This is a genomic window from Pantoea sp. FN0307, from assembly GCF_050113815.1.
GTDB classification, from domain to species: domain Bacteria; phylum Pseudomonadota; class Gammaproteobacteria; order Enterobacterales; family Enterobacteriaceae; genus Mixta; species Mixta alhagi.
This window is the reverse complement of the sequence record NZ_JBNJSO010000001.1, coordinates 941,232-966,718: the sequence shown is the minus strand read 5'-3', so window position 1 is coordinate 966,718 and position 25,487 is coordinate 941,232. Positions and strand designations below refer to the sequence as shown.

The 25,487-nt window shown below is 53.9% G+C and carries 24 protein-coding genes; 12 read left to right on the top strand and 12 right to left on the bottom strand.

Annotation, left to right across the window (positions count from 1 at the left end):
• Positions 1 to 199 precede the first annotated feature (199 nt).
• Positions 200 to 1,735 (top strand): SpoVR family protein, encoded by a 1,536-nt coding sequence (locus ACQE3Z_RS04555; RefSeq protein WP_426972390.1) that lies wholly within the window; start codon positions 200 to 202, stop codon positions 1,733 to 1,735.
• A gap of 58 nt (positions 1,736 to 1,793) precedes the next feature.
• Here the strand turns inward: ACQE3Z_RS04555 and fadR are convergent, their stop codons facing one another.
• A complete protein-coding gene (gene fadR, locus ACQE3Z_RS04550) occupies positions 1,794 to 2,510 on the bottom strand; it encodes a fatty acid metabolism transcriptional regulator FadR (protein WP_085071531.1) in 717 nt (238 codons plus the stop codon).
• A 214-nt stretch (positions 2,511 to 2,724) separates the two neighbouring features.
• On the opposite strand from fadR, the gene nhaB reads away from it, so the two are divergent.
• The gene (nhaB, locus tag ACQE3Z_RS04545; RefSeq protein WP_426972389.1) at positions 2,725 to 4,269 is read left to right on the top strand and encodes a sodium/proton antiporter NhaB; all 1,545 of its coding nucleotides are present in this window, start codon (positions 2,725 to 2,727) and stop codon (positions 4,267 to 4,269) included.
• Positions 4,270 to 4,397: 128 nt separating this feature from the next.
• A complete protein-coding gene (dsbB, locus tag ACQE3Z_RS04540) occupies positions 4,398 to 4,928 on the top strand; it encodes a disulfide bond formation protein DsbB (protein ID WP_085071529.1) in 531 nt (176 codons plus the stop codon).
• Between the two features lie 16 nt (positions 4,929 to 4,944).
• Here dsbB and ACQE3Z_RS04535 read toward each other — a convergent pair whose 3' ends face one another.
• The 4 genes from ACQE3Z_RS04535 to ACQE3Z_RS04520 form a co-directional block, all read right to left on the bottom strand.
• Complete coding sequence (locus ACQE3Z_RS04535; RefSeq protein ID WP_085071528.1) at positions 4,945 to 5,391, bottom strand: YcgN family cysteine cluster protein; 447 nt, start codon at positions 5,389 to 5,391, stop codon at positions 4,945 to 4,947.
• Between the two features lie 60 nt (positions 5,392 to 5,451).
• Positions 5,452 to 6,111, bottom strand: coding sequence for a fumarylacetoacetate hydrolase family protein (locus ACQE3Z_RS04530; protein ID WP_426972388.1), 660 nt, complete (start codon positions 6,109 to 6,111; stop codon positions 5,452 to 5,454).
• A gap of 47 nt (positions 6,112 to 6,158) precedes the next feature.
• On the bottom strand, positions 6,159 to 7,253 hold the full coding sequence (locus ACQE3Z_RS04525; protein WP_426972387.1) for a lytic murein transglycosylase: 1,095 nt from the start codon (positions 7,251 to 7,253) through the stop codon (positions 6,159 to 6,161).
• Positions 7,254 to 7,338: 85 nt separating this feature from the next.
• Entirely contained in the window at positions 7,339 to 7,614 is a 276-nt protein-coding gene (locus tag ACQE3Z_RS04520) for a YcgL domain-containing protein (RefSeq protein ID WP_250650097.1), read from the bottom strand.
• A 160-nt stretch (positions 7,615 to 7,774) separates the two neighbouring features.
• On the opposite strand from ACQE3Z_RS04520, the gene minC reads away from it, so the two are divergent.
• The 3 genes from minC to minE are packed head-to-tail and all read left to right on the top strand — an operon-like array spanning position 7,775 to position 9,590.
• Positions 7,775 to 8,473: a septum site-determining protein MinC gene (gene minC, locus ACQE3Z_RS04515; RefSeq protein ID WP_250650098.1), complete on the top strand. Its 699-nt coding sequence runs from the start codon at positions 7,775 to 7,777 to the stop codon at positions 8,471 to 8,473.
• Positions 8,474 to 8,504: 31 nt separating this feature from the next.
• Complete coding sequence (gene minD, locus ACQE3Z_RS04510) at positions 8,505 to 9,317, top strand: septum site-determining protein MinD (RefSeq protein WP_085071523.1); 813 nt, start codon at positions 8,505 to 8,507, stop codon at positions 9,315 to 9,317.
• 3 nt (positions 9,318 to 9,320) lie between these two features.
• Positions 9,321 to 9,590: a cell division topological specificity factor MinE gene (minE, locus tag ACQE3Z_RS04505; protein WP_085071522.1), complete on the top strand. Its 270-nt coding sequence runs from the start codon at positions 9,321 to 9,323 to the stop codon at positions 9,588 to 9,590.
• A 54-nt stretch (positions 9,591 to 9,644) separates the two neighbouring features.
• On the opposite strand, the gene rnd is transcribed toward minE, so the two are convergent.
• The 5 genes from rnd to ACQE3Z_RS04480 form a co-directional block, all read right to left on the bottom strand.
• Positions 9,645 to 10,772: a ribonuclease D gene (gene rnd / locus ACQE3Z_RS04500; RefSeq protein ID WP_426972385.1), complete on the bottom strand. Its 1,128-nt coding sequence runs from the start codon at positions 10,770 to 10,772 to the stop codon at positions 9,645 to 9,647.
• A gap of 108 nt (positions 10,773 to 10,880) precedes the next feature.
• Positions 10,881 to 12,560 carry a long-chain-fatty-acid--CoA ligase FadD gene (gene fadD / locus ACQE3Z_RS04495; protein ID WP_426972383.1) on the bottom strand — a complete coding sequence of 560 codons (1,680 nt, stop codon included), beginning with the start codon at positions 12,558 to 12,560 and terminating at the stop codon, positions 10,881 to 10,883.
• Positions 12,561 to 12,763: 203 nt separating this feature from the next.
• On the bottom strand, positions 12,764 to 13,354 hold the full coding sequence (locus ACQE3Z_RS04490) for a Slp family lipoprotein (RefSeq protein ID WP_426972382.1): 591 nt from the start codon (positions 13,352 to 13,354) through the stop codon (positions 12,764 to 12,766).
• A 59-nt stretch (positions 13,355 to 13,413) separates the two neighbouring features.
• A complete protein-coding gene (tsaB, locus tag ACQE3Z_RS04485) occupies positions 13,414 to 14,115 on the bottom strand; it encodes a tRNA (adenosine(37)-N6)-threonylcarbamoyltransferase complex dimerization subunit type 1 TsaB (RefSeq protein ID WP_426972380.1) in 702 nt (233 codons plus the stop codon).
• 57 nt (positions 14,116 to 14,172) lie between these two features.
• Positions 14,173 to 16,083, bottom strand: a complete 1,911-nt coding sequence (locus tag ACQE3Z_RS04480) for an ATP-dependent DNA helicase (protein WP_426972378.1) — start codon at positions 16,081 to 16,083, stop codon at positions 14,173 to 14,175.
• A gap of 152 nt (positions 16,084 to 16,235) precedes the next feature.
• Here ACQE3Z_RS04480 and ACQE3Z_RS04475 point away from each other — a divergent pair, with 152 nt between their 5' ends.
• Positions 16,236 to 16,589: a RidA family protein gene (locus ACQE3Z_RS04475; RefSeq protein WP_085071517.1), complete on the top strand. Its 354-nt coding sequence runs from the start codon at positions 16,236 to 16,238 to the stop codon at positions 16,587 to 16,589.
• Here the strand turns inward: ACQE3Z_RS04475 and ACQE3Z_RS04470 are convergent, their stop codons facing one another.
• The gene (locus tag ACQE3Z_RS04470) at positions 16,590 to 16,778 is read right to left on the bottom strand and encodes a YoaH family protein (RefSeq protein ID WP_085071516.1); all 189 of its coding nucleotides are present in this window, start codon (positions 16,776 to 16,778) and stop codon (positions 16,590 to 16,592) included.
• A gap of 159 nt (positions 16,779 to 16,937) precedes the next feature.
• Between ACQE3Z_RS04470 and pabB the strand changes: the two genes are divergently transcribed.
• The 4 genes from pabB to ACQE3Z_RS04450 all read left to right on the top strand — a co-directional run bounded on the left by pabB (position 16,938) and on the right by ACQE3Z_RS04450 (position 22,375).
• Positions 16,938 to 18,320, top strand: a complete 1,383-nt coding sequence (gene pabB, locus ACQE3Z_RS04465) for an aminodeoxychorismate synthase component 1 (protein ID WP_426973059.1) — start codon at positions 16,938 to 16,940, stop codon at positions 18,318 to 18,320.
• Positions 18,295 to 18,882, top strand: coding sequence for a CoA pyrophosphatase (locus ACQE3Z_RS04460; protein WP_426973058.1), 588 nt, complete (start codon positions 18,295 to 18,297; stop codon positions 18,880 to 18,882). The genes pabB and ACQE3Z_RS04460 overlap by 26 nt, the downstream gene beginning before the upstream one ends.
• 267 nt (positions 18,883 to 19,149) lie before the next feature.
• Positions 19,150 to 20,514 (top strand): L-serine ammonia-lyase, encoded by a 1,365-nt coding sequence (locus ACQE3Z_RS04455; protein ID WP_085071514.1) that lies wholly within the window; start codon positions 19,150 to 19,152, stop codon positions 20,512 to 20,514.
• A 298-nt stretch (positions 20,515 to 20,812) separates the two neighbouring features.
• The gene (locus ACQE3Z_RS04450) at positions 20,813 to 22,375 is read left to right on the top strand and encodes an EAL domain-containing protein (protein ID WP_426972377.1); all 1,563 of its coding nucleotides are present in this window, start codon (positions 20,813 to 20,815) and stop codon (positions 22,373 to 22,375) included.
• Between the two features lie 30 nt (positions 22,376 to 22,405).
• Here ACQE3Z_RS04450 and ACQE3Z_RS04445 read toward each other — a convergent pair whose 3' ends face one another.
• Complete coding sequence (locus ACQE3Z_RS04445) at positions 22,406 to 23,971, bottom strand: TerC family protein (protein ID WP_426972375.1); 1,566 nt, start codon at positions 23,969 to 23,971, stop codon at positions 22,406 to 22,408.
• A gap of 520 nt (positions 23,972 to 24,491) precedes the next feature.
• On the opposite strand from ACQE3Z_RS04445, the gene manX reads away from it, so the two are divergent.
• Positions 24,492 to 25,454 carry a PTS mannose transporter subunit IIAB gene (gene manX / locus ACQE3Z_RS04440; RefSeq protein ID WP_426972373.1) on the top strand — a complete coding sequence of 321 codons (963 nt, stop codon included), beginning with the start codon at positions 24,492 to 24,494 and terminating at the stop codon, positions 25,452 to 25,454.
• Positions 25,455 to 25,487 lie beyond the last annotated feature (33 nt).

The following is a 25,487-nucleotide window of genomic DNA, read 5'->3' as shown; positions in this document are numbered from 1 at the left end:
TTTAAAATTTCGTTTTTAATTGCCGCTTTATTTTGTATTGCAGTTTCAGGTTGCATTCCGGTTTCAGATGGAAAACAGTGAACTATCATTAGAGTGTTCGCTCAGTTCTTTGGGCCTTCTTATTCAGGATGAGCCTTAAACAACAGGAATCCTTGCGGCAACGCTTTGCCCAATGGGATTCACCAACGAGGGGTGCGCTATGGCGACATTATTTGACGATCCGGTTAAGGACAGCAAACGACTCAGTGACGGACCCGACTGGACCTTTGAGCTACTTGATACCTACCTGGCGGAAATCGATCGCGTCGCGAAACAGTACCGCCTGGATACCTATCCGCATCAAATTGAAGTCATTACCTCTGAACAGATGATGGATGCCTACTCCAGCGTCGGCATGCCCATCAACTATGCGCACTGGTCTTTTGGTAAAAAGTTTATTGAAACCGAGCAGCGCTATAAACATGGTCAGCAGGGACTGGCTTATGAAATTGTGATCAATTCTAACCCCTGCATCGCCTACCTGATGGAAGAGAACACCATCACCATGCAGGCGCTGGTTATCGCTCACGCCTGCTATGGTCATAACTCATTCTTTAAAAATAACTACCTGTTCCGCAGCTGGACCGATGCCGGCTCAATCATTGATTACCTGCTGTTTGCGAAAAATTACATCGCCGAGTGCGAAGAGCGGTATGGCGTAGAGGAAGTAGAACGTCTGCTCGACTCCTGCCATGCGCTGATGAATTACGGTGTCGATCGCTATAAGCGTCCGCAAAAAATCTCATTACAGGAAGAGAAAGCGCGGCAGAAAAGCCGCGAAGAGTACCTGCAAAGCCAGGTCAATACGCTGTGGCGTACCCTGCCGCGTCGCGAAAAAGAAGAAGTGCATGCTGAGAAAGTGCGTTTCCCTTCTGAACCGCAGGAAAACCTGCTCTATTTTATGGAAAAAAATGCACCGCTGCTGGAGCCCTGGCAGCGTGAAATTCTACGCATTGTACGTAAGGTAAGTCAGTATTTTTATCCGCAAAAACAGACGCAGGTCATGAACGAAGGCTGGGCGACCTTCTGGCACTATACCATCCTGAATCATCTGTACGATGAGGGTAAGGTAACAGAGCGCTTTATGCTGGAGTTCCTCCACAGCCATACTAATGTGGTATTCCAGCCCGCCTATAACAGCCCCTGGTATAACGGAATTAACCCTTATGCGCTGGGCTTTGCTATGTTCCAGGATATTAAACGCATCTGTCAGTCGCCTACTGAAGAGGATCGCTACTGGTTCCCGGATATGGCCGGTTCGGACTGGCTGGAAACGCTGCATTTCGCCATGCGGGAATTTAAAGATGAAAGCTTTATCAGTCAGTTCCTCTCGCCGAAAGTGATGCGTGATTTCCGTCTGTTCACCGTACTGGATGACGATCGGAACAATTATCTGGAAATTGCCGCAATTCATGATGAAGCGGGCTATCGCGCGATCCGTCAGCAGCTTTCCGCGCAGTATAACCTGAGCAACCTGGAACCTAATATTCAGGTTTATAACGTTGATTTACGCGGCGATCGCTCTCTGACGCTGCGCTATGTGCCACATCAGCGCTCTCCGCTGGATAAGAGCCGGCGCGAAGTGTTAAAGCATGTGCATCGTCTGTGGGGATTTGAGGTTCATCTGGAACAGCAGAATGAAGATGGCAGCGTTGAAATACTGGATCGCTGCCCGCCGCGTCCTAACACTTTATAAAACCATCAGGGCCGGAGGCGAATCCGGCCCTGTTATTACTCAAACGGGTCAATCATACTCAGCGGCGATGAAGCTCATCATCCGGCATCGATTTTTGCATGCTGTGCCAGATTTCCCCACTCCGACGACCATATTCACGTACTGCGGTAACGATGTTTTCCGGCTCGGTGCCGTCGCAAAAAGAGAGCAGCTGCTGATAAAAACGCTGCGCTAAGGTACGCGCTTCGGGATTGGAAAAGTAGTGACGCCCCACGCGGGTATAAAGCCCTTTCAGCCCGTTAAGAATCAAGCCGTAGATCGGGTTGCCGGAGGCAAAAGCCAGCCCGCGAAAAATGCGATAATCCAGCTCGGTATAGGCATCCGCCTGATCCTCGACGCCTTCAGCCGCTTTCAGCACCTCACGCGCCTGTTCGGGAAAGTGACGGATAGCGCGACGGATAAAGATGGAGGAGACGTTAGTGCGCACGGAGAGCACGTTATCCATCAGTTGCGGTACGCTGTCGTGATCGAGACGCGCCAGCGTTTCAAGAATATTCAGACCGGAAGTTTCCCAGAAATCATTGACCCGCGTCGGCTTGCCGTGCTGAATGGTCAGCCAGCCATCGCGTGCCAGACGCTGAAGCACTTCTCGCAGCGTGGTACGCGTTACGCCAATCAGCTCAGAAAGCTCGCGTTCGGCAGGGAGGATAGATCCAGGGGGAAAGCGACTGTTCCAGATACTTTCAATGATGTACTCTTCCGCGAACCCGGCCGGGCTCTGCGCCTTTATAACCATAGCATTTCTCGTTGCTTTTTCATTAGGCAATATGCCACTCATCATACCAGAGGGCCCAGGCATCACCTAGCCTCGCTTCGTTTAAAACCTGAATCCAGCGCAAAAAATGATGAATTGAGTGGCTTTAATCGAATGCGCATTGCCTCGCTCGCTGGCGACGTTTACCCTTTGAATCTGAAAATTTTCTTAATCCTGTATGAGGATAACGTTACATATGGATATTTCCACCGGACGCGCCTTTACGCGTAATTTTCTTGGGCAATCTCCCAACTGGTATAAGCTGACGCTGCTGGGATTTTTGATTGTGAATCCCCTGCTGTTTTTCTTCGTTAGCCCGTTTCTTGCCGGCTGGTTGCTGGTGGCTGAGTTTATTTTTACCCTCGCGATGGCGTTAAAATGCTATCCCCTGCTGCCCGGCGGCCTGCTGGCGCTGGAAGCGATTATCATCGGCATGGCCAGCGCGGAACAGGTAAAAGAGGAGCTGGCGAATAACCTTGAGGTGCTGCTGCTGCTGATCTTTATGGTGGCCGGCATCCATTTTATGCGGCAGCTTTTGCTGTTTGTGTTTACCCGCCTGCTGCTGACCATCCGCTCGAAGATGGTACTCGGCCTGGCATTTTGCCTGGCCGCCGCGTTCCTTTCCGCGTTTCTTGATGCGCTAACGGTTGTCGCCGTGGTGCTGAGCGTAGCCGCCGGCTTTTATGATATCTATCACCGCGTATTATCGGAAGGTGATGAACATGCCGAGTCTGAGGATATCAATCACAATGCGCGTCGCGAAACGCTGGAGAAGTTCCGCTCGTTTCTGCGCAGCCTGATGATGCAGGCTGGCGTCGGTACCGCCTTAGGCGGCGTCATGACCATGGTAGGTGAGCCACAGAACCTGATTATTGCAAAAGCCGCCGACTGGGACTTTATTGAATTCTTTTTGCGCATGGCGCCGGTGACGGTACCAGTACTGATTTGTGGTCTGATCACCTGCATGCTGCTGGAGCGCTTCCGCCTGTTTGGCTATGGCGAACCGCTACCGGAAAAAGTGCGCGAGATCCTGATGAATTACGATCTTCAGTCCCGGAAAAAGCGTACCCGTCAGGATCGCCTTAATTTGTGGATCCAGGGTGCCATCGCCGTTTGGTTGATCGTTGCGCTAGCGCTGCACCTGGCAGAAGTGGGCCTGATTGGTTTGTCGGTGATCATTCTCGCCACCTCGCTGTGTGGGGTGACCGATGAGCACGTTATTGGTCGGGCGTTTTCAGAAGCGCTGCCCTTTACCGCGCTGCTGACGGTATTTTTCGCCATCGTGGCAGTTATTGTGCAACAGGATCTCTTTAGCCCGCTGATCCATTTTGTTTTGCAGGCAGAAGCCAATATGCAACTGACCTGGTTTTATGTCTTTAATGGGGTGCTGTCCTCTATATCAGATAATGTATTTGTCGGCACGGTGTACATTAACGAAGCGAAAAACGCCCTTACCCGTGGCGAGATTAGCCTGCAGCAGTTTGAACTGCTGGCGGTCGCAACCAATACCGGCACCAATCTGCCCTCTGTCGCCACGCCTAACGGTCAGGCTGCGTTTCTGTTTATGCTGACCTCCGCACTGGCGCCGCTGATTCGCCTCTCTTACGGACGCATGGTATGGATGGCGCTGCCCTATACCTTTGTGCTGTCGCTGGTGGGGCTGTTCTGCATTATGTATGCGCTGGAGCCGATGACATTGTGGATGATGGCGCATGGCTGGCTGCCGCCACATGCGCTATAGCGCCCGGTAAAAATCGGGAACAAAATGATCTTACGTCATTTTTAATTCTGTTTTTTCGCTGCCCTGGCTGGCAGCGATGTGTATTTGCTTTACACTGCCGGTTCAACGCTAATGACAGGGAATGATTTATGTTGCGATACCTGAACCAATGCTCAAAAGGACGTGGCGCCTGGCTGCTGCTGGCGCTGACTGCTTTTGCGCTGGAAATGGTCGCGCTGTGGTTTCAACACGTTATGATGCTGAAACCCTGCGTAATGTGTATTTATGAGCGCTGCGCGCTGTTTGGCGTGATGGGTGCCGGGCTGGTTGGCGCGATCGCGCCAAAAACGCCGCTGCGCTATGCGGCGCTGCTGATCTGGCTCTACAGCGCCTGGGAGGGATTGCGTCTCTCCTATCAGCATACGATGCTGCAACTGCATCCCAATCCATTTACAACCTGTGATTTCGCCGCCCGTTTTCCCGGCTGGCTACCGCTGGATAAATGGCTGCCGTCAGTGTTTGTTGCCACGGGCGACTGCTCAGAACGCGTCTGGTCTTTTCTTACGCTGAGTATGCCGCAGTGGCTAATGATTATTTTCGCTGCTTATCTGCTGGTAGCGCTGCTGGTATTGATCGCGCAGCCGTTCAAACCCCGGCGTCGCGATCTCTTTTCCCGTTAAGCATTAACCGGCTGGATCAGCCTTTCCATTCCGGCCGGTTAATAATGTGATCTTCCCAGTCCCTGACTTCGCTCTCACGCACCGCGATATGACGCACCGAAATCCGTGCGGCATGCATTGCGGCACTTGAGCCACTGCGTAAAGGGTGCCAGACCGGCAGCGTTTTCCCTTCCGCCAGCAGACGGTAGGCGCAGCTGGCTGGCAACCAGGAGAAGGTAGGCAGATTATCACGCGTCAGCTTGATACAGTCTTCTTCATATTCGAAGCGACGCTCATAGTTACGGCACTGACAGGTTTTGATATTAAGCTGGTTGCAGGCCACGTTGGTGAAATAGATTTCATCCGTATCGGCGTCCTGCAATTTATTAAGGCAGCACTGGCCACAACCATCGCACAAGGATTCCCATTCCTCATCAGTCATTTGTTCCAGGCTCTTTTCCTGCCAGAAAGGGGTCTCAGTCATTGTGATGTCCGGTTAAGCAAAAGCGCACCTTATAAACAGTTCAGCGGTCAGATGCAAGCATCACAGCACGCGCGTGCTCACGCCGTGGCCTGCCAGCGAGACTTCCAGCTGGTCCCCTGCATGCAGTGGACCCACGCCTTCCGGGGTGCCGGTCAAAATCACATCGCCCGCGCGCAGGGTAAAATATTTGCTCATATAGGCAATCAGCGGCAGGATGGGCGTGATCATATCGGCGGTGCTGCCCTGCTGGCGCACTTCACCATTAACCACCAGCTTAAGTTCGCACTGCTGCGGATCGCCGGTGAATTGATTAACAGGAATAAAGCCGGAAAGCGGACAGGAATTATCGAATCCCTTGGCCTTTTCCCACGGCTGCCCGGTTTTTTTCAGGCCAGCCTGAATATCGCGCAGCGTCAAATCAAGGGCGACGCCGTAGCCCGCGATAGCCTGACCGACATGCGCTTCGCTGGCCTGTTTCAGGGTGGAGCCGATCAGAATCGCCATTTCCACCTCATGATGCACCGCGCCCATGTCGCGTGGAATCGAGAGCGGCTGTCGCAGATCGCACAGCGCCGTCTCAGGCTTGATAAAAATCACCGGCTCCTGCGGCGTCGCGCTGCCCATCTCTTTAATGTGCTTAGCGTAATTGCTGCCGACACAAACCACTTTGCTGACTGGAAAATCTAACAGCGCGCCCTGCCAGTTACGATGTTGATACATGCTTTTCCCCTTGCTGAGAGTGACAGCGCCAGGCCGGCGCCGCTAACCTACTGTGCTTGTGCTACCGCATCCGCCATTTTGCCGATGCTGATAGCGAAATAATATGAGCGATTCCAGCGCATTATGGTGCGGAAGTTGTCATACACCAGGAAGGCGCGTCCGCCCACGTTGTCCGGCAGTATAATCCAGCCGCGCTGCCCGGTATCCGGCAAGTTATCGCTGCTGCTCAGCCGCACGCCCAGTTTTTCCCATTCACCCACCGTTTTGGCCTGTGGTGTCTTCAGACCCGCCAGTTGGGGGGCAAAATCCACCGGCAGGATCACTTCGCGTCCCCAGCTTTCGCCAGAATTCCAGCCCTCTTTAGCCAGATAGTTAGCCGTGGAGGCAAACACATCGCGCTGGTTACGCCAGATATCAATTTTTCCATCGCCGTCGCCGTCCGCACCATAGTTCAGATAAGAGCTGGGCATAAACTGATTCTGCCCCATCGCACCCGCCCAGGAGCCTTTCATTTCCGGCGCGCTGATATGACCCTGCTGGATCATCTTCAGCGCAGCGATCAACTCCTTAGTGAAGAAGGCTTCGCGCCGCCCTTCAAAAGCCAGCGTGGCGAGCGCAGAGATAATATCTTCGCGGCCCTGAAGCCGCCCATAGTTACTCTCCATTCCCCACAGCGCCACAATATATTGCGGTGCTACGCCATATTGCTGGCTTACGCTTGTCAGCTCGTTCTGATATTGCTGATAAAGGCTGCGGCCCTGCTCAATCTTTTTAGGGGTAATGACCCGCGCCAGATAATCATCCAGCGTGATTTTCTGCTCGGGTTGATTACGGTCAGATTTAATCACCCGGTCAACAAAATGCACGTTAGCGAAAGCGCTATTTATGGTTTGCTCACTGATGCCCTGCTGACGCGCCTGCGCTTTCAGCTGCTCAACGTAAGCGGGGAACTCCGCAGGATCGCGCCCCTGCTGGGCCAGAGTGATTTTACCCGTCGGCGGCGTCAGAAAGCCGCCGCTTTTGGCGGCAGGTGTCGGCGCGACAGCCCCCGTGGTTTCAGGCGCTGAAGAGACGCTATTTTTACTGGCGCATCCCGCTAACATTATTGTCAGTAACGTTGCGCTCAGGGCATTTAGCTTCATATCAGTTCCTTATTAATCAATTGAAAATCGCCGGAAATAAATTGGGGAATTATTCGCCAATTTATTATTTACAGATGAATCTGAATTAAACCGGATCGTTTTTTCCTAAATGTATTTTCAGCAGATCTTCTACCGGTGGCGGCAGCTGCAAATAATAACCCTGCTCGCGCAGTGCCAGCTTTACTTTTTCAATATCCGCATTCGCCAGTTTCTTAGTGCGTTCAAGGGGTAACACCATTGCCAGCTGCGGTTTGCCAAAACCCCGCAGCAACTCCTCGGGCACGCGGGAAAAGTCGTCTTTTTTTTCAACGTAGAGATAAGTCTGATCGCGTTGGGGACTTCTGTAGATCACACAAAACATATTTTTTACTCGAATTAAGCGGGGTGGTGACTTGCCTGAATATAACAGTAACTATAACATGCTTGCAGTAGTTAGGAATAATGTCCCGCCTTGATTACGCGCTGGCTAAATCAGGCATAATTTAGTCGGGTTTAGACATAACAGGACTGAGCCAGGACAGATGTCGCAAACGCCAATCGAGTTTAAAGGCAGTAGTTTTACTCTGTCTGTTGTTCATTTACACCACACGCATCCCGATGTGGTTCGTCAGGCGCTTCAGGACAAAATTGACCAGGCACCTGCCTTTCTCAAAAATGCGCCCGTGGTTTTGAATGTAGCCTCTCTGGACGGTGACGTTAACTGGAAACAGATGCAGCAGGCTATCGCTTCGACGGGGTTACGCATTGTAGGCGTCAGCGGCTGTAAAGATGAGTCGCTTAAGCGCATGATCGCACGCGCCGGCCTGCCCATCCTGTCCGAAGGCAAAGAACAGAAAAAAAATCCTGAACCGGTAGAATCGGTTGCGGTAGCGGCGCCGGAAAGCACTCTGGTTAAAACGCGCGTGGTCACCACGCCGGTTCGCTCCGGGCAACAAATTTATGCGCGTAATACCGATCTGATCGTGACGAATAGCGTAAGCGCCGGTGCTGAACTGGTTGCCGACGGCAATATTCATATTTATGGCATGATGCGCGGACGCGCGTTGGCGGGCGCCGGTGGCGATCGTGAATGCCAGATATTTTGTACCAGTTTATCTGCGGAGCTGGTTTCCATAGCGGGCGAGTACTGGATTATGGATCAAATCCCGGCGGAATATTTTGCAAAAGCAGCGCGCCTTAGCCTAAAAGATGGCGCGCTGACAATACAGACATTGAATTAGGCCCCTTTTTATTTATAAGGAATTCTTATATATGGCACGCATTATTGTAGTTACATCCGGCAAAGGGGGCGTTGGCAAGACCACGTCAAGCGCGGCCATTGCTACCGGTCTGGCACAGAAAGGGAAGAAAACCGTGGTGATCGATTTTGATATCGGTCTGCGTAATCTCGATCTGATTATGGGCTGTGAAAGGCGCGTGGTTTATGATTTCGTCAATGTTATCCAGGGCGATGCCACGCTGAATCAGGCACTGATTAAAGACAAACGTACAGAAAACCTCTATATCCTGCCTGCTTCCCAAACGCGAGATAAAGATGCACTGACGCGCGAAGGCGTTGAAAAAGTGCTGAACGAACTGGATAAGATGGAGTTTGACTTTGTGCTGTGTGATTCGCCGGCAGGTATTGAGACCGGCGCGCTGATGGCGCTCTATTTTGCCGATGAAGCTATTATCACCACCAACCCGGAAGTCTCTTCGGTGCGTGACTCCGATCGTATTCTGGGCATTATCGCCTCCAAATCACGCCGCGCTGAAAACGGCCAGGAGCCGGTAAAAGAGCACCTGCTGCTGACGCGTTATAATCCAGGCCGTGTTAGCCGCGGCGATATGTTGAGTATGGAAGATGTGCTGGAGATTCTGCGTATTCCGCTGGTTGGCGTAATCCCGGAAGATCAGTCGGTACTGCGCGCTTCCAACCAGGGCGAACCCGTGATTCTGGATACTGAATCCGATGCGGGCAAAGCCTATGCCGATACCGTTGAGCGGTTACTCGGTGAAGAACGCCCCTTCCGCTTCATTGAAGAAGAGAAGAAGGGATTCCTGAAACGCCTGTTCGGGGGATAAACCATGGCCTTACTTGACTTCTTTTTATCCCGTAAAAAGAACACTGCTAACATAGCCAAGGAAAGGCTGCAGATTATCGTAGCTGAACGCAGGAGGGGCGATAGTGAGCCCCATTATCTTCCCCAGCTGAAGCGCGACATTCTGGAAGTGATTTGCAAGTATGTGAAGATTGATCCGGAGATGGTAACTGTACAGCTGGATCAGCGCGGTGATGATATTTCGATACTGGAATTGAACGTGACGCTGCCAGAAATGGAAGAAACCGCGAAATGATTCGTCTTCATTCCTGACCTTCCCCTGCCTTACGCAGGGGAACGTTTATGCAGGCTACTGCGGATAGTCCGCCAGTACCTGTTTGATTTCCTGTTCCATCAATTCGCCGCGCCATCCGCTTACCAGCTCGGGCAGCGTTTCTCGCGGTTTGATTTGCCAGTGCCAGCTCAGCAGCTGGTTGATTTGACGGCGTGACGCCAGCAGTTCGGTACTCAGCCCGCTGCGCTCGCTGACTTCCTGCACCACTGCTTTCAGCGCTTTAAACGCTTTTTTATAGTGCGGATGATCGTTAATATTGAGCAGCATCTCCGGCAGGCTCTCTTCCGGCAGCGCGTTGGCCTCATTAACCATATCCAGCAACGTTTTGCCGTGGAAACGGATTTCGTGACCGCTCAGTCCTAAGTGATCCAGCTCGCCGAGCGAACCCGGCAGATAGCGCGCTACCTTCCAGAGATTTTCCTCGCGTACGACAAAATTAACCGCCATATCCTTTTCGCGCGCCAGTTTCAGACGCCAGGCCGCCAGGTGCTGTAATGCCGCCAGCTGACGCGGACGCAGCAGCGAAGCGTTACTGATTTCCCGATACGCCTCTTCCGGCTGCAGCGTTTCAGTACGGCGCTGGCAAAGCAGCAGACATTCGCTGCGCGCCGCATCCAGCTGCCCTGCCGCTGCGGTTTCATCCATCAGCGTGTGGGCAATCGGCAACAGCCAGAACACATCGGCGGCCGCATATTCACACTGACGGGCAGAAAGCGGACGCGCCAGCCAGTCAGTGCGTGATTCACTTTTATCCAGCACTTCACCGGTAAAGTTTTCGACCATCGCGGCAAAGCCCATTGATAGCGGACGCCCGCTAAAAGCAGCGAGGATTTGCGTGTCAATCAGCGGCGTTGGCATGACCCCAAAGCTGTGCTGAAACACTTCAAGATCTTCACTACCGGCATGCAGGAATTTCGTGATGCTGGCGTCGCTTAGCAGATCGATCAGCGGCTGCCACTGGGTAATGGTCAGAGGATCAACCAGCGTGATCTGTTCGCCATCATAAATTTGCAGCAGGCCAGGTTGCGGATAATAGGTGCGGGTGCGGACAAACTCGGTATCGAGCGCAATAGCACGGTGTTGACGCGCAGCGTCACAGCAGGCCTGGAGCGCCTCATTGGTGGTGATATAGGTGTAATTCAAATGCTTGCTCTCTTGCCAGCGGTACGTTTGCGTTGCTAATGCTGATGAATACAATGAAAACGCCGGATTAACCGGCGCTTACATCCATAGCTTAACATACTCGCGGCATCAGACGGCAGGCGCTTTATTTATCTCGTCACGCAACGCGCGTCGCAGAATTTTACCCACATTGGTTTTAGGTAGCTCTTCGCGAAACTCAACGATTTTCGGCACCTTATAACCGGTGAGATGACGTCGACAGTGGGCAATCAGCTCATCTTTGGTCAAAGAGGGATCCTTTTTCACGATACAGATTTTCACCGCTTCGCCAGAAAGTTCACTTGGTACGCCAATGGCCGCCGCTTCGCGCACTTTCGGATGTTGCATGACCACATCTTCAATCTCGTTCGGATAGACATTGAAGCCGGAAACCAGAATCATATCTTTTTTACGATCCACGATACGCAAAAAGCCCTCTTCATCGACGGTAACGATATCGCCGCTATAGAGCCAGCCCTCTTTTAGCACTTCATCGGTGGCATCCGGACGCTGCCAGTAGCCGGTCATAACCTGCGGCCCTTTGATACAGAGCTCGCCCGGCTCTCCTGTTCCCACTTCCACGCCGTTGTCATTCACCAGCTTGATCTCGGTAGAGGGCACCGGCAGACCGATGCTGCCGTTATGACAGGTAATATCATAGGGGTTAACCGAAACCAGCGGCGAACATTCGGTCAGCCCATACCCTTCCAGCAGATAGTGCCCGGTCAGCTTTTCCCAGCGCTCCGCCACCGCTTTCTGTACCGACATCCCCCCGCCCGCCGACAGACGCAGCGTGGAAAAATCGAGCTGCTGGAAATTTTTATCATTCAGCAGGGCGTTAAATAACGTATTCACTCCGGTGATGGCGGTAAAAGGATATTTGCTCAGCTCTTTTATAAAGCCGGGAATATCACGCGGGTTGGTAATCAACAAATTTTGCCCGCCGAGCTCAATAAATAACAGGCAATTTACGGTCAGCGCAAAGATGTGGTAGAGCGGCAGCGCCGTGACCACCAGCTCTTTGCCGTCGCGCAGCAGTGAGCCATAGGTGGCTTTGGTTTGCTCAAGATTAGCCTGCATATTGCGGTGGGTAAGCATGGCGCCTTTGGCAACACCGGTGGTGCCGCCGGTATATTGCAAAAAAGCCAGATCGTCATTCTGTAGTTCCGGTCGGAAATAATCCAGCTGTGCACCCTGCTGCAGTACGCTGCGAAATGAAACCGCATCCGGCAGGTTATATTTCGGTACCAGCCGCTTGATATATTTCACAACAAAATTGACCAGCGTGGCTTTCGCGGGCGAAAGCTGATCGCCCAGACGGGTCAGAATAACGTGCCTGACCGAGGTTTTCGCCACAACTTTTTCCAGCGTATGGGCAAAGTTAGAAACAATAACGATCGCTTTCGCGCCGCTGTCATTCAGCTGATGTTCCAGCTCGCGCGGGGTATAGAGCGGGTTTACATTCACCACTACCATACCGGCCCGCAGTATGCCAAACAGCGCAATCGGATATTGCAGCAGATTAGGCATCATAATGGCCACCCTATCGCCTTTGCTTAGCCCCAGCGTTTGCTGCAAATAGGCGGCAAACGCCCGGCTACGCTGCTCCAGCTTACGGAAGCTCATCGCCTGACCCATATTAATAAAAGCAGGACGATCGGCGTAACGCTGGGAAGCCTGCTCAAAAAGATCGATAAGCGACGTATAACGATCGGCATTGATCTCCGCCGGTACATCGGCGGGGTAACGGTTCAGCCAGACCTTATTCAAGGATTCACCTCGGAAATCATATTTATTCGCCATCGCAGCCTCGGCCCGCTGTTGTTAACAATATTTTAACTCATTGTACCAGTATGACTAACACCTGCCGTTCAGGCTGCGAAGCCCATCACTAAATTTTTTTGTTTTTTAACAATAAAATGGCCCGGTCACATAATAGGCGACCGGGCCGCTAATCATTACTACCAGGATGTTTATTCCGTCAGGATAGTTTGCACCTGTACCGGACCGGAATTGTAATAGTTGCCCCAGGGGCCTGGCCCCCAGAAACCAGCATGATGACGTCCCGGACCATACCAGATCCAGGGATCGATCGGCTGCATTGGCATAACAACCTGCTGCTGCAAACGCCAGCGTTGATAGCCAGCGACATCGACCACCACAAAGTTGTAGCTGGCCTTACCGATCTCGCCTTTTTCACTGCCCCTGATGGTGCCGACCACCGTTACCATTTGGTTATTTACATCAACTGGATCGACAAAGCCGTTGATATCGGCCCAGATACGGCCAACCGAGGCGGCATTCAACCGGGGCCGCGCGGTGTCATCCAGCGGCTGAGTGGCGATTTCCAGTCGCGTGCGGCCGTTAAGGTTAGTGACTTTTACCACCTTACCGCCGAAGCGCGCCTCCTGTCCGACATAAAGCTGAGGGGCGTTCATAACCCGCAGCAAATCCTGCTGCGGCACAGGCGAACGACCTTTAACGGTATCCGGGACGGTCACGCAGCCGGCCAACAGCAGCGTAGCTACCAGCAGAGCTGTTTTGTTATTAAGATATTTACGCATAGCTTTCTCCAGAAACCTGCCTGATTAGACTATTGCGTAATAAATAAGTTGCCGCCAGTCTATTCGCGTCCCGGTAGTTTTTTCCATGCCACTTCATTGCGTAAATAGGCGGGTTCCACCTGCTCCGGCGGTAAGGCAGCGCCCTGCTGCCAGAGCTGCTGTGCCAACGGCAACATCGCCTCCGCCGCAGGCAGGGTAATATCGCTGGCGTGCAGCGTCAGTGGGCTTTCCGTCACCAGATGTGGCCAGGCGGCCCAGCCGGTGCCAACCGTCATCCATTCGCCAGAAAGCTGCTGCATCCGCGCCAGCGCCGCTTCCGGCTTCAGCACCGCCTCACTCGCTGCGCCCTGCCACTGACCATCATCAGCACGCTGATATTCCGCCCAGTAGACTTCTCCCATGCGCGCATCAATCGCCGCCAGCACGCGGCGAGCGCCATGACGCTGCCAGGCAGCTTCCGCCATGGTCATCAGCGTGGAAACACCCAGCAGCGGCAGGCCTGCGCCAAACGCCAGTCCCTGCGCAATGCCGATGCCGATGCGTACGCCGGTAAAACTGCCCGGCCCACGACCGAATGCCAGCGCGTCCAGCTGCGACAGCGTCATCTGATGGCGCGTCAGCATCTCTTCTACCATTGGCAGAATACGCTGCGTATGCTCGCGTGCGCAAAGTTCAAAATGGGCGTCAACGACACCGTCCAGCAACAGCGCTACCGAACAGGCTTCAGTAGCAGTATCAAGAGCTAAAATTCGCGCGGACATAACAACCTCAGGCGAGAAATTTTTTTCGGCGCGCATCTTAGCACAGCCACCAGGGAATTACTTCTCATCGGGACGATGCAGGAAGCTGACCGCCTGCTGCAGATCGCGGGTACGCGGCGTTGGCGGCAGGCTATTAAGAAATACCGCGCCATAAGGCCGCATTACCAGGCGGTTATCGCAAATAACCAGCACGCCACGATCTTCCACATCGCGGATCAGGCGTCCAACGCCCTGCTTCAGGGTGATCACCGCATCGGGCAACTGCACCTCATCAAAAGGATCGCCTCCGCGCAGACGACAATCCTCCATACGCGCCTTCAGCAGGGGATCGTCTGGCGAGGTAAAGGGCAGTTTATCGATAATCACCAGCGACAGCGCATCGCCGGGAACATCCACCCCTTCCCAGAAGCTGCTGGTTGCCACCAGCAGCGCGTTGCCCGCCTCAATAAACTGTTTCAGCAGCTGCGCTTTGCCCGTTTCGCCCTGCAGCAGCACCGGCAGCGTCAGACTGGCGCGGAACTCCTCCGCCAGCGCACGCATCATCTGATGTGAAGTACAGAGGAAAAAGCAGCGGCCATTATTCGCTTCGATCAGTGGCAGCAGGCGGCGCGCCAACTGTTTAGCTCCGCCCGGTTGGTTAGGCGACGGCAGATCGCGCGGTACACAGAGCAAAGCCTGACGCGCATAGTCAAACGGACTGTTCAGGATCATGCTTTGCGCCTGATGCACGCCAAGCCGATCCATAAAGTGGGTCATTTTTTCGTTTACCGCCAGCGTGGCAGAGGTAAAGATCCAGGCAGCCGGGCGTTCGCTGATCACTTCACGAAAGCGCTCGGCAACCGAAAGCGGCGTCAGCGCCAGCACAAAATGTCGTGAGCTACATTCATACCAGTAGCTGAAGCCAGGCTCGCTAATATTTTTTAACCGCTTCAGGCGATTACGATACTGTGAAGCACGCTCGAAGGCGGCGTCCAGCAGCGCCGAGCGTCCCAGCGACATTTTCGCCACGTCATAACACAGCTCCAGCGCATCATCCAGCAATGTCAGGGCGCGCTGTACATCACGGTCATTGAGGATCTCGCGCAGATTGCCGCGAAAACCGGGATCGCCTAACGCCAGACGGAAATCCTGAGCGCTTTGCGCCAGCCGGTCGGCCGCTTTTTGCAGCTGCTGGACGTCGCGCACTTCGGTGCGATAGGCGATGGTAATATCTTTCGCCAGATCCAGCAGCTGCCGGCTGGTGAGCTGTTGACCAAAATATTGGCTGGCGATATCGGGCACCTGATGCGCTTCGTCGAAGATCATCACATCCGCTTCGGGGATCAGCTCAGCAAATCCGCTCTCTTTAACCACCATATCTGCCAGGAATAGATGGTGATTGACCACTACTACGTCGGCATCCATCGCCCGACGACGCGCCTTGACCACAAAGCAATCTTTATAGAGCGGACAATCATTACCGAGGCAGTTATCGTTGGTGCTGGTCACCAGCGGCCAGATTGCACTGTCTTCCGCCACGCCGCTATAGCCGCTGATGTCGCCATCCGACGTTTCGCTGGCCCAGCGGCGCAGATAAACCAGATCGCTGAGGGTCTGGACGGTCAGCTCGCCGCCGGTCATGCTCTGCTGTTCCAGCCGCTCCAGGCAGAGATAGTTAGAGCGCCCTTTCAGCAACGCCGTTTTACCTTTATACGCCAGCGCCTTCGCCACTTTTGGCAGATCGCGGCTGTAAAGCTGATCCTGTAACGCTTTTGATCCGGTGGAGATAATCGCTTTCTTGCCGGCACGTAATACCGGCACCAGGTAGGCGTAGGTTTTTCCCGTGCCGGTTCCCGCTTCTACTACCAGCTCGCCACGTTGATCAATCGCCTGCGTGACCGCTACGGCCATCTGCTGCTGCGCCTCGCGCGGCCGGAAACCGGGTATTGCCTGCGCTAAAGCGCCATCGGCTGCAAAATCGTCTGCCACATATCCTCTCTGGTTGCGTTAAAACGGCCTGATTATACCTGAAATCATTCGAACGGCTGGCGGCAAAAGCATCACCCCGCCCTCATTTTGATGACAGCGCGGGCTTAACTGTGCCAGGCTAACGGCGAAAAAACGGAATAAGGAAATAAGCTATGTCAGTTACCCGTATTGATCCTGAACATCGTATGTCGGAAGCGGTGATCCACAACGATACCGTCTATTACACCAGCGTGCCGGAGAATCTGGATGAAGATGCTGAAGCGCAAACGGCGAATGCGCTGGCGGTTATCGACCGGTTGCTGACTCGCGTGGGTTCAGATAAAAGCCGCATTCTGGACGCCACTATTTTTCTGGTTGATAAGGCGGATTTTGCCGCGATGAACCGGGCCTGGGATGCCTGGGTTTCACCAGACAACGCCCCGGTGCGCTGCACCGTTCAGGCCGGTTTAATGAACCCAAAATATAAAGTAGAAATTAAAATTATTGCCGCGCTCAATCCCGCCTGATCAGGCCTCATCATCCTCATCTTCTTCAAAGAGTGCTGCGACATGTCCGCCAGTATGCGTCTGGCGGATCTCCTGAGCCACACGGGTAATGGCCTCTCCGCTACTCATTCCTTCGGCCATCAGTTTGTGGATACGCTCCACCGCCTGTTGCTGCTGTTCATGGCTTAACGCCGGTAAACCTGTAGACATAATGGCTCCTGTTATTAATTGAAACGGACAACAACGTGCCTGAATTTCGCGCGCGTTGTTGGTCAGCCGCATGAATATTTTACGGTAAACAAATAGATGCCAGCAGCGAAAAAATATGCCAGGCTTGCCGTTTGACCACCACTAACGCTGCTAAAAGTGATGCCTGTAGTCTACCACGCTTTACCCTATACGCCTGATGCGCTTTCTGAACTCTTTGATCGCGTTGCCCATTTGCCCTGGGCAATGCTGCTTAGCTCCGGTTCTGCCGATCATCCTGACAGCCGTTTCGATATTATGGTGGCTGATCCTGTTGCGACGCTGGAGACGCGCGGAGAGGTAACCCGCATCCGTAAAGGTGACGTTGTCACGGAATCAGCAGCAGATCCGCTGAGCTTGCTGCAGGCAGAACAGGCCAGCCTGCTCTCTGCGGTTGCGCCGCGTGACGATTTGCCGTTTCAGGGCGGCGCGCTTGGCCTGTTTGGTTATGATTTAGGCCGCCGGTTTGAGCGCCTGCCGCAGCAGGCCATTGCGGATATCGCCACGCCAGATATGGCGACAGGCATCTATAACTGGGCATTGATTGCTGACCATCAGCAACAAACGCTTACGCTGGTCGATCATCAGCCCGCAGATGCGCGGCTACGCTGGCTGAATAGCCTGCCGCCACCGATCGCTGCGCCGTTTCGTCTGACCTGCCGCTGGCAGTCAAACATGACGCCGGAAGGCTACCGTGAGCGTTTCGAGCGTATTCAGGCCTGGCTGCAGGCTGGCGACTGCTATCAGGTCAATCTGGCGCAACGCTTTCAGGCAAGCTATGAAGGCAATGAATGGCAGGCGTTCCAGCGGCTTAATGAGAGTAACCGTGCGCCCTTTAGCGCCTTTTTACGTTTGCCGGATAGCGCTATTCTTAGCCTGTCGCCGGAGCGTTTCCTTTCGTTAAAGCACGATGTTATCGAAACCCGGCCCATTAAGGGGACGCTACCGCGTCTGGCGGATGAGCAGGCCGATCGGCTGCAGGCGCGCAAACTGGCGGAATCGGAAAAGGATCGCGCCGAGAACCTGATGATTGTCGACCTGCTGCGTAATGATATTGGCCGCGTCGCGGTGCCCGGCAGCGTGCGGGTACCGGAGCTGTTTGTGGTTGAGCCTTTTCCTGCCGTTCATCATCTGGTCAGCACTATCCGCGCCCGCCTGAAGCCGGAGCTGAGCGCCTGCGATCTGCTGCGCGCCTGCTTTCCGGGCGGATCGATTACCGGTGCCCCCAAGGTACGAGCCATGGAGATTATTGAAGCGTTAGAGCCGCAGCGCCGTAACGCCTGGTGTGGCAGCATCGGTTATCTGAGCTGCTGCGGCAGAATGGACAGCAGCATTACCATTCGCACGCTGATTGCGGAACGCGGTCAGCTTTACTGTGCGGCAGGCGGCGGTATCGTTGCCGACAGCGAGGCGGAACTGGAATATCAGGAGACGCTGCATAAGCTGGGCCGCATTTTACCGTTGCTGGAGGATGGCGCGCCTGATGACCCTGCCGCTGACGCTTGATAGTTTTCTGACCCGCTTCCAGCTCCAGCCCCCGCCGCCGTCGCCCGGTTTTTTACTCGCCCGTCGCCAGGCGGCGGTACTGGTGCCGATTGTTGCCCGTCCCGAACCGGGGCTGCTGCTTACGCGCCGCGCGCCCTGGCTGCGCAAGCATGCAGGTCAGGTGGCTTTTCCCGGCGGCATGCGTGATGCCAGCGATCCCTCCCTGTACTTTACCGCATTGCGTGAGGCACAGGAAGAGATCGCGCTGCAGGCGCAGGATGTGCGTCTTATTGGCACCTTACCCGTGGTAGGCAGCAGCAGCGGCTTTCAGGTAACGCCGGTAGTGGGGATTATTCCGCCCGATCTGCCGCTCCAGCCCAGCGCTGATGAAGTGGATGCCATTTTTGAAATGCCATTGCAGGAGGCGCTGCGTCTTTCGCGCTATACGTCGCTGGAGATTCACCGTGAAGGCATGACGCATCAGGTCTGGCTATCCTGGTATCAGGACTATTTTGTCTGGGGCATGACGGCCGGCATTATCCGCCAGCTTAGCTTACAGATAATGCCGGAACTGGCGACGTGATAACCAAATAAATGTTGGGCAAAAAGCACCCTTTCCGTGATTTTTCACTAAATTTTCCTGGGTTAGCGATCCAAATCACTTCCCTATTCCCACAAAATAGTTATATTTGGCGCGCTGACTCATCAGGAAGTTTCTGAGGTGTTTCGCATTAATCAGGTTCAGGCAGCCAGCAAGCACAACGGGTTTTCGTTCGGCTTTAACGTGAAGCATGACAGGTATACAGGCAGTGCATTGTGCTGCGAGATTAATAGTTAAGGAGCGTATAGCGTGATTAGCGTTTTCGACATGTTTAAGATCGGCATTGGCCCGTCGAGTTCCCATACCCTGGGCCCAATGAAAGCCGGCAAACAGTTTGTCGATGATTTGAGCCGGGATAACCGGCTATTGGACGTTACGCGCATCGCCGTGGAGGTTTACGGCTCGCTTTCGCTCACCGGTAAAGGACACCATACCGATATCGCCATTATTATGGGGCTTTCCGGCGCCTCGCCTGAAAGCGTGGATATTGATGCGATCCCTGCCTTTATTCGTGATGTTGAACAGCGCGAGCGTCTGCTGCTGGCAAACGGTCAGCATGAGGTCGATTTTCCGCGCGAAGGCGGCATGAATTTCCGCAGTGAAAACCTTTCTCGCCATGAAAACGCTATGCGCATCCATGCGTTCGCTGGCGAAACCTGCATCTACAGTAAAACCTATTACTCCATTGGCGGCGGTTTTATCGTGGATGACGAGCATTTTGGCGAACCGGTGCTGGATGAAGTTTCGGTGCCTTATGCGTTTAACTCAGCGAAAGAGCTGCTGGCGCACTGCCGCGAGACCGGGCTTTCTGTATCCGGCCTGGTGATGAAGAATGAGCTGGCGTTGCATAGCCGCCAGGAGATCGAGAGCTATTTTGCTGCCGTCTGGCAGACGATGCGCGACTGTATCGATCGTGGACTGAATACCGAAGGCGTACTGCCTGGCCCGCTACGGGTTCCGCGCCGTGCGGCTGCGCTGCGCCGGATGCTGGTCTCTTCCGGCAAGCACTCTAACGATCCGATGATCGTTATCGACTGGGTGAATATGTTTGCACTGGCGGTGAATGAAGAGAACGCTGCCGGTGGACGCGTTGTGACTGCGCCGACTAACGGTGCCTGCGGCATCGTGCCTGCGGTACTGGCCTATTACGATCATTTTATCGAATCGGTAAGCCCCGATATTTTCATTCGCTATTTTCTGGCATCGGGTGCTGTCGGCACGCTGTATAAAATGAATGCTTCCATCTCCGGCGCGGAAGTCGGCTGTCAGGGCGAAGTGGGCGTGGCCTGCTCCATGGCGGCGGCAGGCCTGGCAGAGCTGTTGGGCGCCAGCCCGGAACAGGTATGCGTTGCTGCAGAGATCGGTATGGAGCATAACCTTGGTCTGACCTGCGATCCGGTTGCCGGTCAGGTGCAGGTTCCCTGCATCGAGCGTAACGCTATCGCTTCGGTAAAAGCGATCAACTCGGCGCGCATGGCGCTGCGCCGTACCAGCGAGCCGCGTGTGTCGCTGGATAAAGTGATCGAGACGATGTACGAGACCGGCAAAGATATGAACGCCAAATACCGCGAAACCTCACGCGGCGGACTGGCAATCAAGGTGCAGTGCGATTAAATATCGCTCGTCTGAGCCGCGTTTGGAGCGCGGCTCTGGCTTATGATAAGGTGCCTGGCTGTCCGCGCATGGATATCAGGTGCCGCCCTGCCTGCACAGCCTCCTTGTATTAATTCCCCTTTCAGGTCGCTTCATCACGCCCGCAACATGATTCAGCCGGGACGGCTTGCTGTTGCTCTCTGAGGCTCAACGCTTACTCCTACAGACGCGTCTTTTTCTCCAACGTCGCTAAACTTAATGCTGCTGATGCCGATATGGAAATGTCGGAATTTTATTTGGGTGTAAAGGGTGGCTACGGATGCAAATATCCCAGCAGATTATTGGACAACTTCGCCGTAAAAGGCTGTTTATCGCGTCGATAGTCGCTGCACTGGTGCTTATCCTTACACTAACCTTTCGCTACTTAGAAGAAAAAAAGCGGATAGAGCAGCAGTCGCAACAGTTTGCCAGTAACGCTATTCAGCGTTTCGATCGCCTTTTCTCACCGCTGGACGTAGCAGCAAATAACACCGTCGGCCTGGTTGGACTTAAATGCAACGATATTCGCTTTTTGCTGCATGAAAAAATCTCCGCCATGCAAACCGTACGCGCCATCCTGTTAGTGGATAAGAATCGTGTTTACTGCTCCAGCGTGTTTGGCGAACAATCGCTCATCTTCAATGAAGCTTACCCCGAGCTGGCAGTAGATAATCAGCGCATGACGCTGGGCGTGGACAACGTTCTGATCAAAGGATCGCCGATTTTACTGCTCTGGACCGCCAGTTCGCTGGATAATCGCAGCGGCATTTTGCAGGTCATCAATATCGAATTGATGAGCCGTTATCTGCTGGAGCCAACGCAGCCCTGGGTAGAGCGCGCGGTGTTTAATATCGGTGGCAAAAGCCTGGAGTACGGTAATCCGCTAATTGAAAATACCCGCCCGGCAGAAGGTGAAGTCGGCTATCAACAGAGTTCGTTGCGCTACCCTTTTACCATTATCCTGTACGGGCCAGCACCCACCCAGTTGGCTCTGCTGTCACTGCCTTCACAGCTGCCGCTCGCCCTGCTGCTTAGCCTGCTAACCGGCTATATTGTCTGGCTGGCGACAGCTAACCGCATGAGCTTCTCCTGGCAAATCGGCTATGGTCTCTCTGCGCATGAATTTATGGTTTACTGCCAGCCGCTTATCGATAGCCGCACCGGTAACTGCGACGGCATTGAGCTTTTGTTACGCTGGCATAACTCGCGTCAGGGCTGGATACCGCCGGATCTGTTTATTCCGCTGGCCGAGCGTCACAATCTTATTGCCCCACTGACCCGCTTTGTCCTTAACGAAACCGTGCGCCATTTGCCGCAGCTGCCGCAGACCGCTGATTTTCATATTGCTATTAACGTTGCCGCCAGCCATTTCCATAACCAGGCCATCATTGATGACTTGCAAAAAATCTGGTGGCCAGCTAATCCGCTACCACGATTAGTGGTGGAGTTAACGGAGCGTGATGCGTTGCCGTTGATGGATCAGAGTGTGGTGGCGCAGCTGCAACAGTCAGGCATCAGGGTCGCGATTGACGATTTTGGCACCGGCCACAGCTCGCTTTCCTATCTGAGAACCTTAAGCCCGGATGTGTTGAAGCTGGATAAGATTTTTACCGCTGCCATTGGCACCGATGCGATTAACGCAACGGTAACTGATATGGTGATTTCTCTGGCGCAGCGCCTGCATATCAGGCTGGTGGCGGAAGGCGTGGAAACCGCCGAGCAGGCCAGCTATTTGCGCCAGCGCGGTGTGGATACCTTACAGGGCTACTACTATGCTCGTCCGATGCCGCTGGAGGCGTTTCCGGCATGGCTGGCCCAGCATCAGGCCAGCCTGCCAGAGTAACTGCCGGGACCCGCTGTCCCGGCTATCGCATTAACTTTCTTCTTCGTCCTGCGGCCGATCCTTGATGATACGCACCAGATCGATACGATAATCGGTCGCTTCGACAATCATGAAATGCAACGGCGGCATATCGATCGTCTCTCCCGGCAGCGGCAGTTGACCTTTCTGTGCAATCAGCAGGCCGGCCAGCGAAGCGTAATCATCGCCCGGCTTAACCAGATCGAAGTAGTCCAGCCGCTGCTGTAGCGAATGCAAATCGGTGCCGCCTTTTGCCAGCCAGCTATCGCCATCAACAACAATATCTGGCGTTTCATCTTCATCCGGGAACTCACCGGCGATCGCTTCCAGCACATCCAGCGGCGTCACCAGCCCCTGTACCACACCAAATTCATTGGTCACCAGCACAAAGCTGCCTTTTGCCCGTCGCAGCACGCCCAGTAAGTTAATGGGGTCCAGCGTTTCCGGCACGATCAGCGGCGGCGATGAGGCAGCGAAAGTATGAATATTCATGCCCTGCTCCAGCGCCACCAGCAGATCTTTGGCACGCACGATGCCGATAACCTCATCCAGCTCGCCACGGCAAACCGGGAACAGGCTGTGCGGCGTATCCAGCAACTGCATGCGGATCTCATCCAGCGGCTTAGTGGCATCCACCCAGGAAATTTCTCCGCGTGGCGTCATGATGCTGCGAATCGAGCGTGAGGCCAGCGTTAATACGCCGTTGATCATATAACGTTCTTCATCCTTGAAGGTTTCCTGCGGCAGCTTCGGGTTTTCTACGGTACTCTGCCCCGCTTCCACGTTTGCTGCCCCGCCACGACGTCCGCCCATCAGACGTAAGATCGCCTCTGCGGTACGTTCACGCATGGGGCGATGCGACTGATGACGGATAAAATTACGCCGGGCGATCTGGTTGAACAACTCAATCAGAATCGAGAAGCCAATCGCCGCATAGAGATACCCTTTAGGAATATGGAAACCAAACCCTTCTGCGACCAGGCTCAGACCAATCATCAGCAGGAAGCTCAGACAGAGCACCACCACGGTTGGATGCGCATTCACGAAATTTGTTAGCGGTTTGGAGGCCAGCAGCATAACGCCCATCGCGATCACCACGGCGGTCATCATCACCGGCAGATGATTCACCATACCCACGGCGGTAATGACCGCATCCAGCGAGAAAACAGCGTCCAGCACCACAATCTGAGCCACCACCGCCCAGAAGCTGGCGTAGCTTTTATTACCGTTGCTGTTGTGCGGATGGTTTTCCAGCCGCTCATGCAGCTCCATCGTGGCCTTGAACAGCAAAAAGAAACCGCCCGCCAGCAGAATAAGATCGCGTCCGGCAAAGCTAAACTGCCCAATGCTAAACAGTGGTCGCGTCAGGGTTACCATCCAGGAGATTAACGACAGCAGGCCCAGACGCATCAGCAGCGCCAGCGACAGGCCAATCAGACGCGCTTTGTCACGCTCCTTTGGCGGCAGCTTATCGGCGAGGATAGCGATAAAAACCAGGTTATCAATCCCCAGCACGATCTCCAGAACAATAAGCGTCAGCAGACCGGCCCAAATCGAAGGGTCTAAAAGAAATTCCATTACAGACTCCGAAAAATGCAGCAGGAAAACCGAACGCCGGGTTCAATAACCGTAGCGCGGCAGAACAGGAAAGCAGAACCAAGAGTGACGCCAGAAGGCGTTAACAAAGAAGCCGGATGACCCGGTGGTGTGAATAAAAGACGTCGGTGACAGTCCATAGGGAGGGCTGAGGCCCGTTACTCCTGTATTGAAAAAGAGGCAATGATATTAGCAGTTGCCCCAGGGTCGTCAAAATAATTTCTCATAGTTAATAAAAATTTACGCATCTTGATTACTTCTATTAATTATTCGTATCGAAATGATAAGCCTGTAAATAACTGAGGCGGGTCACAAAATTTATTTTTTCACTCACTAAAATAAATCCCGAAGTTATCTTTAGGTTGTCAGTTATATAAAAAGAAGCGCTCCGCTGACGGTAAGGCCTGCATGTTCATTACCGTTGAAACAGCAACGCCCGGATAACAACGTTGGCGAATCGGTTTTGGACTGAATCGCTCAATAATGAAAACGGAGGTAGCAAGTGACTATTGCTATTGTAATCGGCACACACGGTTGGGCGGCGGAGCAGCTGCTCAAAACCGCCGAAATGCTATTAGGTGAGCAGCAAAACATTGGCTGGATCGATTTCGTGCCCGGTGAAAATGCTGAAACCCTGATTGAAAAATACCACGCGCGTCTCGCTGAGCTCGATACCAGCAAAGGCGTGCTTTTTCTGGTCGACACCTGGGGAGGGAGTCCGTTCAACGCGGCGAGCCGTATCGTCGTGGATAAAGAGCAACATGAGGTTATCGCGGGCGTCAATATTCCTATGCTGGTGGAAACCCTGATGGCTCGGGATGACGATCCTGCGTTTGACGAGCTGGTCGCCATTGCGGTGGAAACCGGCCGTGAAGGCGTGAAAGCGCTGAAAGCCAAAGCGCCTGAACCGGTTGCGGCGCCAGCGGCCCCTGCGCGTTCAGCCGCGCCGCAGCCGGTGCTGGGCCCGGAAGATCATATGAAAATCGGCCTGGTGCGTATTGATGACCGTCTGATCCATGGTCAGGTAGCGACGCGCTGGACCAAGGAGACCAACGTCAACCGCATCATCGTCGTTAGTGATGAAGTGGCAGCCGATAAGGTGCGTAAAACACTGCTCACCCAGGTGGCGCCGCCAGGCGTCAGCGCACACGTGGTGGATGTCGATAAAATGGTACGCGTCTGGAATAACCCGAAGTATGCCCACGATCGCGTCATGCTGCTGTTCACCAATCCGACCGATGTAGTGCGGGTCGTTGAGCAAGGCGTTGAGGTGAAATCAGTCAACATTGGCGGCATGGCCTTCCGCCAGGGGAAAACGCAGGTCAACAACGCTGTTTCTGTGGATGACAACGATATCGAAGCGTTTAAAAAACTCAACGCTCGCAGTATCGAACTGGAAGTCAGAAAAGTCTCCAACGATCCACGACTGAAAATGATGGACCTGATCGCCAAAATGAACCACTGATCGCCATCCCACGCGCCTGATATTTCAGGTTTC

Excerpts from the sequence above, each read along its gene's own strand:
- ACQE3Z_RS04525 (WP_426972387.1), bottom strand. The coding sequence starts at position 7,253 with ATGAAGCTAAATGCCCTGAGCGCAACGTTACTGACAATAATGTTAGCG.
- ACQE3Z_RS04520 (WP_250650097.1), bottom strand. The coding sequence starts at position 7,614 with ATGTTTTGTGTGATCTACAGAAGTCCCCAACGCGATCAGACTTATCTC.
- fadR (WP_085071531.1), bottom strand. The coding sequence starts at position 2,510 with ATGGTTATAAAGGCGCAGAGCCCGGCCGGGTTCGCGGAAGAGTACATC.
- nhaB (WP_426972389.1), top strand. The coding sequence starts at position 2,725 with ATGGATATTTCCACCGGACGCGCCTTTACGCGTAATTTTCTTGGGCAA.
- minE (WP_085071522.1), top strand. The coding sequence starts at position 9,321 with ATGGCCTTACTTGACTTCTTTTTATCCCGTAAAAAGAACACTGCTAAC.
- pabB (WP_426973059.1), top strand. The coding sequence starts at position 16,938 with ATGCCTGTAGTCTACCACGCTTTACCCTATACGCCTGATGCGCTTTCT.
- ACQE3Z_RS04445 (WP_426972375.1), bottom strand. The coding sequence starts at position 23,971 with ATGGAATTTCTTTTAGACCCTTCGATTTGGGCCGGTCTGCTGACGCTT.
- ACQE3Z_RS04450 (WP_426972377.1), top strand. The coding sequence starts at position 20,813 with ATGCAAATATCCCAGCAGATTATTGGACAACTTCGCCGTAAAAGGCTG.
- ACQE3Z_RS04490 (WP_426972382.1), bottom strand. The coding sequence starts at position 13,354 with ATGCGTAAATATCTTAATAACAAAACAGCTCTGCTGGTAGCTACGCTG.
- ACQE3Z_RS04535 (WP_085071528.1), bottom strand. The coding sequence starts at position 5,391 with ATGACTGAGACCCCTTTCTGGCAGGAAAAGAGCCTGGAACAAATGACT.
- ACQE3Z_RS04555 (WP_426972390.1), top strand. The coding sequence starts at position 200 with ATGGCGACATTATTTGACGATCCGGTTAAGGACAGCAAACGACTCAGT.
- minD (WP_085071523.1), top strand. The coding sequence starts at position 8,505 with ATGGCACGCATTATTGTAGTTACATCCGGCAAAGGGGGCGTTGGCAAG.
- tsaB (WP_426972380.1), bottom strand. The coding sequence starts at position 14,115 with ATGTCCGCGCGAATTTTAGCTCTTGATACTGCTACTGAAGCCTGTTCG.
- minC (WP_250650098.1), top strand. The coding sequence starts at position 7,775 with ATGTCGCAAACGCCAATCGAGTTTAAAGGCAGTAGTTTTACTCTGTCT.
- ACQE3Z_RS04470 (WP_085071516.1), bottom strand. The coding sequence starts at position 16,778 with ATGTCTACAGGTTTACCGGCGTTAAGCCATGAACAGCAGCAACAGGCG.
- ACQE3Z_RS04475 (WP_085071517.1), top strand. The coding sequence starts at position 16,236 with ATGTCAGTTACCCGTATTGATCCTGAACATCGTATGTCGGAAGCGGTG.
- ACQE3Z_RS04530 (WP_426972388.1), bottom strand. The coding sequence starts at position 6,111 with ATGTATCAACATCGTAACTGGCAGGGCGCGCTGTTAGATTTTCCAGTC.
- dsbB (WP_085071529.1), top strand. The coding sequence starts at position 4,398 with ATGTTGCGATACCTGAACCAATGCTCAAAAGGACGTGGCGCCTGGCTG.